This window comes from Providencia sp. PROV116 (assembly GCF_028482485.1).
Taxonomy (GTDB): Bacteria; Pseudomonadota; Gammaproteobacteria; order Enterobacterales; family Enterobacteriaceae; genus Providencia; species Providencia rettgeri.
In genome coordinates this window covers 193,707-207,073 of sequence record NZ_JAMPQO010000002.1, presented here as the reverse complement: position 1 = coordinate 207,073, position 13,367 = coordinate 193,707, and the positions used below count along the sequence as shown (strand labels likewise).

Annotated in this window: 14 protein-coding genes; 9 read left to right on the top strand and 5 right to left on the bottom strand. The window is 41.8% G+C overall.

Annotation, left to right across the window (positions count from 1 at the left end; genetic code table 11):
• Window positions 1-97: 97 nt before the first annotated feature.
• Genes PSE72_RS02520 through PSE72_RS02510 form a run of 3 tightly spaced genes read left to right on the top strand, consistent with a single transcriptional unit; the run spans window position 98 to window position 3,927 of the window.
• A complete protein-coding gene (locus PSE72_RS02520; RefSeq protein WP_198641183.1) occupies window positions 98-2,521 on the top strand; it encodes a DMSO/selenate family reductase complex A subunit in 2,424 nt (807 codons plus the stop codon).
• 10 nt (window positions 2,522-2,531) lie between these two features.
• Window positions 2,532-3,149 carry a DMSO/selenate family reductase complex B subunit gene (locus PSE72_RS02515; RefSeq protein ID WP_004910671.1) on the top strand — a complete coding sequence of 206 codons (618 nt, stop codon included), beginning with the start codon at window positions 2,532-2,534 and terminating at the stop codon, window positions 3,147-3,149.
• A 1-nt stretch (window position 3,150) separates the two neighbouring features.
• A complete protein-coding gene (locus PSE72_RS02510) occupies window positions 3,151-3,927 on the top strand; it encodes a dimethyl sulfoxide reductase anchor subunit family protein (RefSeq protein ID WP_115167309.1) in 777 nt (258 codons plus the stop codon).
• 61 nt (window positions 3,928-3,988) lie between these two features.
• On the opposite strand, the gene cmoB is transcribed toward PSE72_RS02510, so the two are convergent.
• The 5 genes from cmoB to PSE72_RS02485 all read right to left on the bottom strand — a co-directional run bounded on the left by cmoB (window position 3,989) and on the right by PSE72_RS02485 (window position 7,228).
• A complete protein-coding gene (gene cmoB, locus PSE72_RS02505; RefSeq protein ID WP_115167308.1) occupies window positions 3,989-4,960 on the bottom strand; it encodes a tRNA 5-methoxyuridine(34)/uridine 5-oxyacetic acid(34) synthase CmoB in 972 nt (323 codons plus the stop codon).
• Between the two features lie 2 nt (window positions 4,961-4,962).
• Window positions 4,963-5,712: a carboxy-S-adenosyl-L-methionine synthase CmoA gene (gene cmoA, locus PSE72_RS02500; RefSeq protein WP_004910674.1), complete on the bottom strand. Its 750-nt coding sequence runs from the start codon at window positions 5,710-5,712 to the stop codon at window positions 4,963-4,965.
• Between the two features lie 131 nt (window positions 5,713-5,843).
• Complete coding sequence (locus tag PSE72_RS02495) at window positions 5,844-6,242, bottom strand: MAPEG family protein (RefSeq protein WP_004255048.1); 399 nt, start codon at window positions 6,240-6,242, stop codon at window positions 5,844-5,846.
• 149 nt (window positions 6,243-6,391) lie between these two features.
• Window positions 6,392-6,796 carry an NUDIX hydrolase gene (locus PSE72_RS02490; RefSeq protein ID WP_004910675.1) on the bottom strand — a complete coding sequence of 135 codons (405 nt, stop codon included), beginning with the start codon at window positions 6,794-6,796 and terminating at the stop codon, window positions 6,392-6,394.
• A gap of 108 nt (window positions 6,797-6,904) precedes the next feature.
• On the bottom strand, window positions 6,905-7,228 hold the full coding sequence (locus PSE72_RS02485; RefSeq protein ID WP_198641182.1) for a DUF4377 domain-containing protein: 324 nt from the start codon (window positions 7,226-7,228) through the stop codon (window positions 6,905-6,907).
• Between the two features lie 495 nt (window positions 7,229-7,723).
• Between PSE72_RS02485 and aspS the strand changes: the two genes are divergently transcribed.
• The 6 genes from aspS (at window position 7,724) to ruvB (ending at window position 13,265) form a co-directional block, all read left to right on the top strand.
• Window positions 7,724-9,493 (top strand): aspartate--tRNA ligase, encoded by a 1,770-nt coding sequence (gene aspS / locus PSE72_RS02480; RefSeq protein WP_123382002.1) that lies wholly within the window; start codon window positions 7,724-7,726, stop codon window positions 9,491-9,493.
• 5 nt (window positions 9,494-9,498) lie between these two features.
• Window positions 9,499-9,930 (top strand): dihydroneopterin triphosphate diphosphatase, encoded by a 432-nt coding sequence (gene nudB, locus PSE72_RS02475; protein WP_004910680.1) that lies wholly within the window; start codon window positions 9,499-9,501, stop codon window positions 9,928-9,930.
• Window positions 9,931-9,960: 30 nt separating this feature from the next.
• Entirely contained in the window at window positions 9,961-10,704 is a 744-nt protein-coding gene (locus tag PSE72_RS02470) for a YebC/PmpR family DNA-binding transcriptional regulator (RefSeq protein WP_004255032.1), read from the top strand.
• A gap of 252 nt (window positions 10,705-10,956) precedes the next feature.
• The gene (ruvC, locus tag PSE72_RS02465; protein WP_004910683.1) at window positions 10,957-11,478 is read left to right on the top strand and encodes a crossover junction endodeoxyribonuclease RuvC; all 522 of its coding nucleotides are present in this window, start codon (window positions 10,957-10,959) and stop codon (window positions 11,476-11,478) included.
• A 142-nt stretch (window positions 11,479-11,620) separates the two neighbouring features.
• Window positions 11,621-12,238 carry a Holliday junction branch migration protein RuvA gene (gene ruvA, locus PSE72_RS02460; RefSeq protein WP_004910685.1) on the top strand — a complete coding sequence of 206 codons (618 nt, stop codon included), beginning with the start codon at window positions 11,621-11,623 and terminating at the stop codon, window positions 12,236-12,238.
• Between the two features lie 16 nt (window positions 12,239-12,254).
• Complete coding sequence (gene ruvB / locus PSE72_RS02455; protein WP_004255021.1) at window positions 12,255-13,265, top strand: Holliday junction branch migration DNA helicase RuvB; 1,011 nt, start codon at window positions 12,255-12,257, stop codon at window positions 13,263-13,265.
• The last annotated feature ends 102 nt before the right edge of the window (window positions 13,266-13,367 follow it).

Here is a 13,367-nt window from a genome sequence, read left to right as displayed (position 1 = left end):
ACATGTCAATTAACCCTTGTTTTTATAAGGCTACTATCTAATTACTATAAGAATACTAAGTAATTCAATTTATAATAATTAATAAGGTAGCAATGTAATGATCAATAAAATCAGGGAAAAAGCGCTGAGCCGGCGACAGTTTATTCAAGCCTCTGCCTCTGTCGCTACGACAACGTCTATTATCAGCTCCATCTCTCTCCCTTTTTCCGCTCAAGCAACACCAACCATCACAATCCAACCCGATGAAGTCAGCGAAAAAATTAAATACAGCGCATGCTTAGTCAATTGTGGCAGTCGCTGCCCGCTCAAAGTACATGTAAAAGATGACGTCATTACTCGTATATCGAATGAAACCATGTATGACGACACGCAATTTGGTTTACATCAAATACGTCCTTGCTTGAGAGGGCGTTCTGTTCGCTGGAAAACCTATAACCCAGACCGCTTGAAATACCCGTTATTGCGTACAGGTAAACGGGGAGAAGGAAAATTTAAACGGATCAGTTGGGATGAAGCAACGACGATTGTGGCGCAAAAATTGCGCTCAACCATTGATACATATGGCAATGAAGCGATTTACTATCAGTATGGTTCAGGATCTACTGGTGCTAATTTACAAGGGCGTAATGCCTGTAAGCGGTTACTAAGCCAACTCGGTGGGTTTCTTGATCAACATGGAACCTACTCAACTGCACAAATAAACGGCGTTATTCCGTATGTTTATGGCAAGTTGGATGATTCACTGTTGTCTGAAATAGCCAATAGCGATTTAGTTGTGATGTTTGGTCATAATATTGCGGAAACACGGATGTCCGGTGGCGGCCAATTCTACGAAACCCTAAAAGCATTAGAAAAAAGCCAAGCTAAAGTCATTATTATTGACCCGCGCCGTACCGATAGCGTGACAACGCTAGGCGCTGAATGGATCCCAATTTATCCGGGGACAGATGGTGCACTTGTGGCTGCGATTATCCATACATTGATTAAAGAACAATTAACGGATGAGGCTTTTTTAGCGAAATATTGTGTGGGTTGGGATAGCCAGACACTTCCTGAGTCTGCACCCAAAAATGGCTCATATAAGGATTATATTTTAGGGCTCGGTGATGATGGCATTGAAAAAACACCGCAGTGGGCTAGCCAAATTACAGGCGTCTCACCAGTTCGTATTATTCAACTGGCTCGTGAGTTAGGTAATGCGAAAGCCGCGTGGATTTCTCAAGGCTGGGGATTGCAAAGGACGGCATCGGGTGAACAAGCAGCACGGGCAGTGATGATGTTACCGATTGTCACGGGGCATATTGGGCGTCCAGGGACGAATGCCGGAGGATGGGGAGGAAACGTGGCGTATTCGGTGCCAGGTTTTGCTATTCCAAATCCAGTTAAAACCAAGATCCCGTGTTTTATGTGGACAAATGCGATTGCGCGCGGAACCGAAATGACGGCGACAAATTCAACACTGCTTGGTAAAGAGCGTCTTGAAACGAATGTGAAATTTTTATGGCACTATGCGAGTAATGTCACGGGTAATCAACATTCTGACTTAAACAAAACCCACAAAATTCTAACAGATGAGTCTTTATGCGAATTTATTTTGGTGTGGGATACGCATATGACGCCATCGACTAAATATGCGGATTTAATTTTACCCGATGTGACCAGCGTTGAATCAAATGATTTAATTAATAACTCGTATGCCAGCGGTGCTTATCACTACGCTATTCGCCTACAAAATGCGATTACCCCATTATGGGAGTGTCGCCAATCTTATGATGTTTTAACTGATATTGCTGAAAAACTGGGTATTAAAGACCAATTTACTGAAGGTCGTACTCATGAGCAGTGGATAGAACATTGCTATAACCTGATGCGAGAAAAAAATCCACACTTGCCAACGTTCGAAGAAACGAATGATATGGGGATCGTGGATAGAAAATTGGCAAACAGTGCAGATTATATTGCATTAAAACCATTCAGAGACTCACCTGAAACCGCGCCATTACCCACACCATCGGGTAAAATTGAAATTTATTCAGAAAGGCTCGCTAAGATAGCGAAAGAGTGGGAATACCCAACTGACCAGCGAATACCTGCTGTACCTGAATATTGTGTAAATACTGAAGGCGTTGAAAACAAGCAAGCTAAACAAAAATATCCACTGCAAATGACAGGCTATCACGATAAAGGCCATGCGCATTCTTCATATTTTAATATTGCGATGTTACGCGAAGCCGTTCCTCACCAGTATTGGATTAACCCAATTGATGCATCAGCTCGTGGTATTCAGGATGGTGATATTACTGAAATTTTCAATGACCGTGGACGTATGCATATTAAAGCAAAAGTGACGGAGCGCGTATTACCCGGTGTGATTGCAGTCCCGCAAGGTGCTTGGCGAGAAGTCAATGAGGAGGGGGTCGATATTGGCGGTTGTATCAATACACTAACGACACAACAACCTTCCGCCCTTGTTAAAGGGAATCCACAACATACTAACTTAGTTGACGTGAAACGTGCATAAGGGGCGATGAATGAAACAGTATGGTTTTTATTTTGACTCAACAAAATGCACTGGGTGTAAAACGTGTCAGGTGAGTTGTAAGGATGAAAAAGACCTTGATTTAGGGCCTAAATTTCGTCGGGTATACGAGTTTGGTGGTGGAACATGGCAGCAACAAGAGGGGATATGGCAACAGAATGTTTATAGCTACTATCTATCAATATCCTGTAATCATTGTTCTAACCCAACCTGTGTTGCAGGATGTCCAACTGGCGCTATGCACAAACGTGAGCAAGACGGACTAGTGGTGGTCGACCAAACAATTTGTGTTGGATGTCGCTACTGCGAGTTACGTTGCCCATACGGCGCACCACAGTATGATGAAAAGAAAAAATTGATGAGTAAATGCGATGGATGCTATGAACGCGTCGAAAAAGGGATGAAGCCTGTTTGTGTTGAATCTTGCCCACAACGCGCATTGGACTTTGATGATATCAACATCCTTCGCGAGCGACATGGCAATATTAGTGGGGTAGCCCCCATGCCAAACCCTTCTCTTACTAATCCTAATATTGTCATTAAGCCGCATAAAGATGCTAAACCTTGTGGTGACAAAAGCGGGAAATTACAAAACCCAGCAGAGGTATAACATGCACGAACTTCCACTCGTTTTTTTCACCGTATTGGGGCAGTCGGCAGCAGGTTTATATTTATTGGCGTATGCGAGCCGAAAACTGGGGATGTTGGGCGAAAACCAATTACGTCATGCCAATATAGCGGCATTTGTCATCATGATCATTGCGCTAGTCATTGGAGGATTACACGTTGGGCAGCCTCTACGCTTCTTTAATATGCTTTTAGGCGTAGGCCGCTCACCAATGAGTAATGAAGCTTTACTCAGTGGTATTTTTGTCGCTTTTGGGGCCGCAACTTTATTATTCACCTTATTGATTAAAAATAAAGCGCTAAGTGAACTGTGTAATATTGCCACGGTTATTTTTGGTTTGACATTCGTATGGTCAATTCCTCAAGTTTATAATATTGCCACAGTAGCCAATTGGTTTACTGTTTTCACGACATTACAAATGTGGATGACACTATTAGTCGCTGGTGGCGCGTTAGCTATCCTATTTGGCGCTCAGCGGTTAGGGGCGATGGTATTTTTGATTGGTTCAATTATTATTTTTGCTACTCGCGCGGCTTATGTGTCATTTTTAGGCGAGACAGGGCCAGAGATTAGTGCCGAGCAAGCTGGTTTTTGGAGCTTCCAGTTAGTCGTCTTAGCGGTGATGTTATTTGTTTACCCGGCGCTGTTATATCGCGGAAGAAATTCATCCGTACTATTAAGCCTATGTGCGCTAGCGGTTATTTTAGCAGAGTTATCTGGCCGAATTGCCTTCTATAATCTATGGCAAATAACAATGTAATCGCTTCTTAACCACTATGACAATAAATGCCTATGACTTGATTGCCATAGGCATTTTATCTTTATGGCTTACGGGCAACTAAAATTGCACGTAGTGGTGCGGGGTAACCTTCGATAGTTTTAGTTTTATCATTGGGGTCTAAAAATTCAGCCAGTGAATCTGTTTTCATCCATTGTGTGCGGCGTTGCTCTTCCAAAGAGGTTACTTCTTGGTCAACAATTCGGACATCGACAAAACCACATTTCTCTAGCCAAACTTTGAGCATTTTAGCGGAAGGTATAAAATAGACATTACGCATTTGGGCATAGCGCTCACCGGGGATTAAACACTGAAACTCATCCCCCTCAATAACCAGGCTCTCTAAAACCAATTCTCCTTCGCTGACTAATTGATTCTTAAGTTGCCACAAATGGTCGAGTGGTGAACGGCGGTGGTAAAGTACACCCATTGAGAACACAGTATCAAATGCTTTCAACTCAGGCAGTTGTTCAATACCTAAAGGCAACAAGTGAGCGCGTTGATCATCGCCTAATAGCTTTCTTACTGCTTCAAATTGGCATAGAAATAATTCCGTTGGGTCAATCCCAACGACAAATTTGGCATCTTGTCCTAACATACGCCACATATGATAACCGCTGCCGCAACCGACATCTAAGACATAACGGTCTTTTAGTGATGAAATATGGGGTAATACGCGATCCCATTTCCAATCGGAGCGCCATTCCGTATCAATATTGACACCATAGAGAGAAAATGGGCCTTTGCGCCATGGCATTAATTGTTGAAGAATATTATTTAGGCGGCGAGTCTCGCCTGCAGTGAGCTCGGGTTCCCGTGTCGCTGTCACGCTATGCTGTAAATCCAAATCAGTAGGAACCATGATTGGCAGGTTATCTAGCATTTTTTCCCATGAAGAAAAACCACCGTGTAACCCTTGTTTTTTCCATTCTGAAAGTTGTGCTGGAAGCGTTTCAAGCCAATGACTTAGCGGGCCAACGGCAATTTGTTGGTAAAAACGACCAAAATCAATCATGCCTAGACCTCTTTGATGGCTAACAGTGAACCAAAATTAAAGCACTGGAACCAAACTTCACAGTGAGTAAAACCGGCATTTTTTAAACGCGCTTTATGTGCATCAACAGAATCTGTGAGCATCACATTTTCTAGCATGCTACGTTTTTGGCTGATTTCTAATTCGCTATAGCCATTTGCCCGCTTGAAATCGTGGTGCATATTGAATAATAACTCACCGATTTCTTTGTCTTCGAAGTTAAACTTCTCGGAAAGGACTAAAATACCGCCGGGTTGTAGCCCTTGATATATTTTACTGAGTAATAATTGGCGATCTTCTGGGTTGAGAAACTGTAAAGTAAAATTGAGCACAACCATGGAAGCATTTTCGATATTTACATCACGAATATCACCTTCTATAACGTCAACCGGTGTATCCGCTCGATAGGCATCAATATGGCGGCGGCAACGTTCAACCATAGCCGGAGAGTTATCAACAGCAATAATTTTGCTTTTTTCTACTGTAATATTACGCCTTATTGATAAGGTTGCTGCACCTAAAGAGCAGCCTAAATCGTAAACATGGCTGTGGGGTTTGACAAAACGACCCGCAAGCATGCCAATCATCGTAATAATATTAGAGTACCCTGGCACGGAGCGTTGGATCATATCAGGGAATACTTCAGCAACTTTTTCATCGAATTGCCAGTCACCAAGGTTAGCGATAGGCGCAGAGAAAAGGCGATCTTTTGAGGTTGGATCTGAGTTTGACATAAGTTCTGTATTAAGCAAAAACAAAAGTAGTAAAGGATTGTATCAGAAAGGCTGTCTACTGAAAATCAATCCATAAGCAATGAAATAATGAGCGGCACATTAATAACTTGTGCCGTTACAGAGAGTAAAAACTAAAGATTAAATGAAACGATTTGCAGCCAAGGTAGGTAATAAGTATTGGCGATAACCATCAGTGCCATTGCAAGGTAAGTTGCTACCATGCCTGAACGGCGATATGAGTAATCGTGATTTTTCAAACCATAAGAGTGCAGTATTCGACCGGCAATTAAGATCAGGCCACAAATATGAATCATCCACACTTGTGCGCCATTCATTTCCATTAAAAGCAATAAAATTAATGAGATGGGAATGTATTCGATGGCATTACCATGAACGCGGATTGCGGTTTGCAACTCATAAAAACCGCCATCACCATAAGCTATACGGTATTGATTACGCAGCTTCACAACATTTAAGGATAATCTAAGCAGCAGTAAGGCACCCAGTACAGCGTACAAAGAGCTGACCATTTTTTACTCCACCATAAAACGAATCAAACTATGAAAACACCTAAAAATATAAGTTATAGTAATGGGTATTAACAATATTTTGTGAATTGTAAATCCTAAAAAGCCGTTAGACAAATGAAATCACAACTTTTTTGGGTAGTCCTCATGCTCTAGTTGATCAAACCTTCTTTCTTTAAGCGAGTTAAAATAGTCACCGCCGTGGTTGAGCAGCGCGGTAAATCGTCAATGCTGAACCAATCTAGCTCAGCAATCTCAGCAGCAGGGTGTGGCTCGCCTTGATAGTCTGCAAAGTAGCAACGAATACGGACTTGCGTTCCATCTGTTTTTCCATCAGCAGGGCCAATAAACTCACCATAAAACCGGATAGAAGCGGCATCTAGCTCAAGTTTTAATTCTTCGCTAATCTCACGGCAGAGCGCTTGTTCATCAGTCTCGCCTTGTTCGCGTTTTCCGCCGGGGATGTAAAACAAACTTTTATTATGGGAACGTACCATCGCAATTTTGTGATCTGATAAGGTGATTAACCCAAGCTTATCAATGATTTTAGCACTCATAATATGGCCACTCTGTTATTTAACGATGATAAGAGAATTATTGCTGTAAGTGAGTCATTAAGTAAAATGATAAAATTACTTAATGACTTAAATTATATTGTTTAAAAATTATTTTTTCTCAACGATTTTTACCAATTCATAACGAATACTTGGTGCATCAGCAGGTGGGTTTGGTACATCAAATTGCTTAACTTGCAAGGTATAAGAGAAGCCTGGTTGGTACTCGAAGCCTTGAATTGAACTATAAAAAAGTTGCCAGTCATCACTTGGGTTTTCTTTCACTTTCATGCACTTCATTGGGACAACTCCCATACAATCAGCAAGTGAAGAATCGATGTAAAAAGTTTTTGTATTATCAGTCTCTGCGGGTTTCATGTTTTGGCATCCAGCGAGTAGTACAAACATGGAAGTGGCAAGTAACAATTTTTTCATGGGCAATCCTTAAACTGCAGATGGTGATTAATTCAGCGTTATATCTGTCTGTTGTGATTATAGCAAACTGAAAAAGGTAACGATTCTGAAATAGAAAGATTAATGATTAAAGAAGTATTTATTAATCAATAGTTGAATTGGAAAACATTAAGTGATGTTACTTTGCTCAAAAAGACATCGAACTAACAAAATAAACCTCTGCTGCAATATGTACATGGTGCGGATAGTCCCTTAAAATCGATAGGATCATCATGATAGGCGTCTATCTCGCCATTCAATCTTGTTATTGTTGATTAGCCACAACAATAATTGATGAAAATATGATTAAAAACAAAATGGTTTACGTGTTATGTAGAATACGTAACTATTTGTCTAACAGAATTTCCTGTATAATGTCTGCCTTTTTGACATTCTGAATTTTCAGCTCAATGTTCAGCAAAATGCCAAATTTCCGCAGCAAGCAAATGCACAACAAGCTGAGTAAAAGGATATTGTATGCGTACTAATTATTGTGGGCAGTTAAACATCGCTCACGAAGGCCAAAAGGTCACTCTTAGTGGATGGGTAAACCGCCGTCGCGATCTAGGTGGTTTGATTTTTATCGATATGCGTGACCGTGAAGGTATCGTGCAAGTTTTCTTCGATCCCGATCGTAAAGACATATTTGAAAAAGCGTCAGAGCTGCGTAATGAGTTCTGTATCCAAATCACAGGGACAGTACGCGCACGTCCAGATAGCCAAAAAAATAAAGACATGGCAACGGGCGAGATTGAAGTATTTGCTGAAGAACTGAATGTTTTTAATAAGTCAGAGCCGTTGCCATTAGATAGCAACCAAACGAATACAGAAGAGCGTCGTTTAAAATATCGTTATTTAGATTTACGCCGCCCAGAGATGTCTGAGCGTCTGCGCACGCGCGCCAAAATCACCAGCTTTGTTCGTAATTTTATGGATAACGAAGGGTTCTTGGACGTTGAGACACCAATGTTAACCAAAGCAACACCAGAAGGTGCTCGTGACTATTTAGTACCAAGCCGTGTTCATAAAGGTAAATTTTATGCATTACCGCAATCACCTCAGTTGTTTAAACAATTGCTGATGATGTCTGGTATTGACCGTTATTACCAAATCGTAAAATGCTTCCGTGATGAAGACTTACGAGCAGATCGTCAACCTGAATTTACCCAAATCGATGTTGAAACCTCGTTTATGACCGCAGAGCAAGTGCGTGAAATTATGGAACGTATGATCCGTAATTTATGGTTAGAGGTAAAAGGGGTTGATTTAGGTAACTTCCCAATCATGACCTTTGCAGAAGCTATGCGTCGTTATGGCTCAGATAAACCAGACCTACGTAACCCAATGGAGTTAGTGGACGTCGCGGATATCGTAAAAGGTGTTGAATTTGCGGTGTTCTCAGGTCCAGCAAACGACCCGAAAGGCCGTGTTGCGGCTCTGAAAGTCCCAGGTGGCGCTGCTATGACGCGTAAGCAAATCGACGAATATGGTCAATTTGTCGGTATTTATGGTGCGAAAGGCTTGGCTTGGATGAAAGTTAACGAACGAGCTCAAGGCCTTGAAGGTATTCAAAGCCCAGTCGCAAAATTCTTGAATGAAGATGTGATTAACCAGTTACTAGACCGCACAGGCGCAGTTGATGGCGATATCTTGTTATTCGGTGCGGGTGCAAAAAATGTCGTAACCGATTCAATGGGCGCGCTACGTTTGAAAGTCGGTCGTGACTTTGAATTAACCGATTTAAATAGCTGGCAGCCACTGTGGGTGATTGATTTCCCAATGTTTGAAGATAATGGTGAGGGCGGGTTAACTGCGATGCACCATCCATTTACTTCTCCTAAAGATTTCTCACCTGAAGAATTGGCCAGTAAACCCGAAGAAGCCGTTGCTAATGCGTATGATATGGTCATCAATGGTTACGAAGTTGGCGGTGGTTCAGTACGTATTCACCGCAATGAAATGCAACAAACGGTATTTAGTATTTTAGGCATTAATGAAGAAGACCAACGCGAAAAATTTGGCTTCTTATTAGATGCATTGAAATATGGCACGCCACCACACGCAGGATTAGCCTTTGGTCTTGACCGTTTAGTGATGCTGTTAACAGGAACCGATAATATTCGTGATGTTATTGCTTTCCCGAAAACAACAGCGGCAGCATGTTTAATGACGAATGCTCCAAGCCATGCGAATCCTGATGCATTGACGGAGCTCGCTATCGCCGTGGTTGCGAAAGACGAAGAGTAAGTTCAATGAAAAAATATAAGCGCCCGGAATCGATATTAGTCATTATTGTGGCTCAAAGTAGTGGACGGGTGCTTATGTTACGACGTAAAGACGACCCAGACTTCTGGCAATCAGTGACCGGAAGTTTGGAGCCTGATGAAACGCCGTATGAAACGGCGTGTCGTGAAATTAAAGAAGAAACGGGTTTTGAGGTTGAACAAAACCAGCTGCAAGATTTGTCGCACAGTATCATCTTTGAAATTTTCCCACATTTCAGGCATCGTTATGCACCTGATGTTACGCATTGCAAAGAACATTGGTTTAAAATGGTGCAAAGTGAAGAAAAAATGCCATTACTGACGGAACACAGCGAATATCGTTGGCTAGCCCCTGATGAAGCGGCGAGCTTAACGAAATCCTGGAGCAATAGTCAGGCTATTTTAGAATTTGCTGTTTAATTATTTATTGACGTTTTTTGGAGATATTTCATGGCAGGTCATAGTAAATGGGCCAACACCAAACACCGTAAAGCGGCACAAGATGCTAAGCGCGGTAAAATTTTCACTAAAATTATCCGTGAATTAGTCACAGCAGCCCGCTTAGGTGGTGGTGATCCCGCAACAAACCCACGTTTACGTGCAGCGGTGGATAAAGCATTATCGAACAACATGACTCGTGACACCTTAAACCGTGCTATCGCACGTGGTGTTGGTAATGATGATAACGATAATATGGAAACCATCATTTATGAAGGTTATGGCCCGGGCGGGACAGCAGTTATGGTTGAATGCTTAAGTGATAACCGTAACCGTACTGTTTCAGAAGTGCGCCATGCATTCACTAAAACAGGTGGTAACTTGGGTACAGACGGCTCCGTTTCTTACTTATTTACTAAACGCGGCGTGATCACTTATGCACCGGGCGTTGATGAAGATGCCATAATGGAAGCGGCATTAGAAGCGGGTGCTGATGATGTTGAAACTTATGATGATGGTGCAATCGATGTTTACACAACGCCAGAAACTTTTGGTGAAGTGAAAGACGCATTAGATGCTGCGGGTTTTACCAGTGAAGCTGCAGAAGTATCAATGATCCCGTCGACCAAAGCAGAGCTGGATGCTGAAACGGCGCCTAAATTGTTACGTCTTATTGATATGTTAGAAGATTCAGACGATGTACAGGAAGTTTACCACAATGGTGATATTTCTGACGAAGTCGCTGCCACACTGTAATTTGTGAGGCACTAAATGGCGGCATAGTCATTTAGCATAATCCGCGTAGAGAAAGCGGGCTGGCGCAGCCTGTTTTCTCTAACGCCTTCTACTCTTTCCTTTCCCTTATCCGCTATACTTTCTTCTATATCAACGAGCTAACTCGCTTTTAGTTTTTATCAGCTATTCAAATAGCTATTTAGTTGAAATTGATAGTATTATGAAGCTTATTAGAACAACATGATTAATATAAAGAGGTATAAGTAAATTTATATGGCGATTATTTTAGGTATTGACCCCGGTTCTCGTGTTACGGGATACGGTGTTATTCGCCAGCAAGGCCGGCAACTACTGTATTTAGGTAGTGGGTGTATCCGTACACAAGTTGATGATTTACCAAGTCGTCTGCAACGAATTTACGCGGGTGTCTCGGAAATTATCACACAATATCAACCGGATGTACTATCCATTGAACAAGTTTTTATGGCGAAGAATGCGGACTCCGCATTAAAACTTGGGCAAGCGAGAGGCGTGGCCATTGTTGCTGCTGCAAACATGAATATACCCGTATTTGAATATGCAGCTCGTCAGGTCAAACAAACAGTTGTAGGTACGGGAGCCGCAGAAAAAAGCCAAGTACAGCATATGGTTAAATCAATTCTAAAATTGTCAGCGAGCCCACAGTCTGACGCAGCAGATGCTTTGGCAATTGCGATTACACATTGCCATTTCAATCAAAATCTTTTAAAAGTTGGCGACCCACGGTTAGTTTTAACTCGTGGACGTTTAAGATAGCGAGTTTATCTTAAACAGAATTGCTTATTAATAAATAGCGTGTAGCTGGATATGCATCCAGCATTTTTTGTGGTATAAACAACAGTATTAATGATAATAAACCAACCTGCTCAAGGTTTAGTTAGTAATAGAGGGCTTCAATGTGATAGGTCGTTTACGTGGTATTGTTTTAGAAAAGCAACCTCCAATCGTATTATTAGAACTACAAGGTGTCGGTTATGAAGTCCATATGCCAATGACTTGTTTCTATGAACTGCCCGATATTGGTCAGGAAGCTATTGTTTTTACTCACTTTGTTGTTCGTGAAGATGCCCAGTTGCTCTATGGTTTTAACGATAAGCAAGAAAGGGCATTATTTAAAGAGCTGATCAAAGTAAATGGTGTTGGCCCCAAATTAGCCCTCGCGATTTTATCCGGTATGTCTGCTCAACAATTTGTTTCCGCTATCGAACAAGAAGCTATTGCATCACTGGTTAAATTACCTGGAATTGGTAAGAAAACCGCAGAACGTTTAGTGGTCGAAATGAAAGACCGCTTCAAAGGCCTCAATGGGGATTTATTTAATCCAAATAGCGACATTAATCTGCCAAATGTAAACAGTAAAGTTCCCAATATGGCGGATATCGAAGCAGAAGCTGCCGCCGCATTGATTGCTTTAGGGTATAAACCACAAGAAGCAAGTCGAATGGTGAGTAAAGTTGCAAAACCGGATAGCGATTCTGAAACATTGATCCGTGATGCCCTTCGTGCCGCACTTTGATTGAGAGAATTTTAATATGATTGAAGCTGATCGCCTAATAACTGCTGAAGTATTACAGTCAGATGAAGAAGCTATTGACCGTGCGATCAGGCCAAAGCTATTGAATGAGTATATTGGTCAGCCTCAGGTTAAAGATCAAATGGAAATATTTATTCAAGCAGCGAAAATGCGAGGCGATGCGCTTGACCATCTGCTCATCTTTGGCCCTCCAGGGTTAGGAAAAACAACTCTAGCAGGGATTGTTGCAAATGAACTCGGTGTTAATCTGCGTACAACTTCAGGGCCCGTATTAGAAAAAGCAGGCGATTTAGCTGCCATGCTAACTAATTTAGAGCCCCATGATGTCCTATTTATTGATGAAATCCATCGATTATCCCCAGTTGTTGAGGAAATACTTTATCCCGCAATGGAAGATTACCAACTCGATATCATGATAGGTGAAGGGCCTGCAGCGCGCTCGATTAAAATTGATCTTCCGCCTTTCACATTAATTGGTGCAACGACTCGGGCAGGGTCGCTCACATCACCATTACGTGATCGCTTTGGTATTGTGCAACGGCTAGAATTTTATCAAGTTGATGATTTACAACATATTGTCAAGCGTAGTGCCCAATATATGGGGTTAGATATCACCGAAGAAGGTGCGCTACAAGTTGCGATGCGTTCAAGGGGAACTCCACGTATCACTAACCGTTTGTTACGTCGTGTGCGGGATTTTGCTCAAGTGAAAGGTGATGGTTCGATTGATGGGCTAATTGCTAACCAAGCTTTGGACATGTTAAATGTCGATGCTGCAGGTTTTGATTATTTAGATAGAAAGCTTCTAGTTGCTATCATTGATAAATTTATGGGTGGTCCTGTTGGTGTTGATAACCTCGCAGCAGCCATTGGGGAGGAGCGTGAAACCATAGAGGATGTTTTAGAGCCTTATCTTATCCAGCAAGGTTTTATTCAGCGTACCCCTAGAGGTCGAATGGCGACGGTTCATGCGTATAACCACTTTGGTTTAACGCCTAAAGAAATTTAATTATATTAAATGAATAAATATGGCCCCAACATTGTTTTCAATGTTGGGGCCATTTGCATTAAAAATAGTATGTAATGACTGGAATTATGTAGCTTAAAGCTT

What these genes read in the sequence shown, in the direction of transcription:
- PSE72_RS02520 (WP_198641183.1), top strand. Translation starts at nt 98, where the DNA reads ATGATCAATAAAATCAGGGAAAAAGCGCTGAGCCGGCGACAGTTTATT.
- PSE72_RS02515 (WP_004910671.1), top strand. Translation starts at nt 2,532, where the DNA reads ATGAAACAGTATGGTTTTTATTTTGACTCAACAAAATGCACTGGGTGT.
- PSE72_RS02510 (WP_115167309.1), top strand. Translation starts at nt 3,151, where the DNA reads ATGCACGAACTTCCACTCGTTTTTTTCACCGTATTGGGGCAGTCGGCA.
- cmoB (WP_115167308.1), bottom strand. Translation starts at nt 4,960, where the DNA reads ATGATTGATTTTGGTCGTTTTTACCAACAAATTGCCGTTGGCCCGCTA.
- cmoA (WP_004910674.1), bottom strand. Translation starts at nt 5,712, where the DNA reads ATGTCAAACTCAGATCCAACCTCAAAAGATCGCCTTTTCTCTGCGCCT.
- PSE72_RS02495 (WP_004255048.1), bottom strand. Translation starts at nt 6,242, where the DNA reads ATGGTCAGCTCTTTGTACGCTGTACTGGGTGCCTTACTGCTGCTTAGA.
- PSE72_RS02490 (WP_004910675.1), bottom strand. Translation starts at nt 6,796, where the DNA reads ATGAGTGCTAAAATCATTGATAAGCTTGGGTTAATCACCTTATCAGAT.
- PSE72_RS02485 (WP_198641182.1), bottom strand. Translation starts at nt 7,228, where the DNA reads ATGAAAAAATTGTTACTTGCCACTTCCATGTTTGTACTACTCGCTGGA.
- aspS (WP_123382002.1), top strand. Translation starts at nt 7,724, where the DNA reads ATGCGTACTAATTATTGTGGGCAGTTAAACATCGCTCACGAAGGCCAA.
- nudB (WP_004910680.1), top strand. Translation starts at nt 9,499, where the DNA reads ATGAAAAAATATAAGCGCCCGGAATCGATATTAGTCATTATTGTGGCT.
- PSE72_RS02470 (WP_004255032.1), top strand. Translation starts at nt 9,961, where the DNA reads ATGGCAGGTCATAGTAAATGGGCCAACACCAAACACCGTAAAGCGGCA.
- ruvC (WP_004910683.1), top strand. Translation starts at nt 10,957, where the DNA reads ATGGCGATTATTTTAGGTATTGACCCCGGTTCTCGTGTTACGGGATAC.
- ruvB (WP_004255021.1), top strand. Translation starts at nt 12,255, where the DNA reads ATGATTGAAGCTGATCGCCTAATAACTGCTGAAGTATTACAGTCAGAT.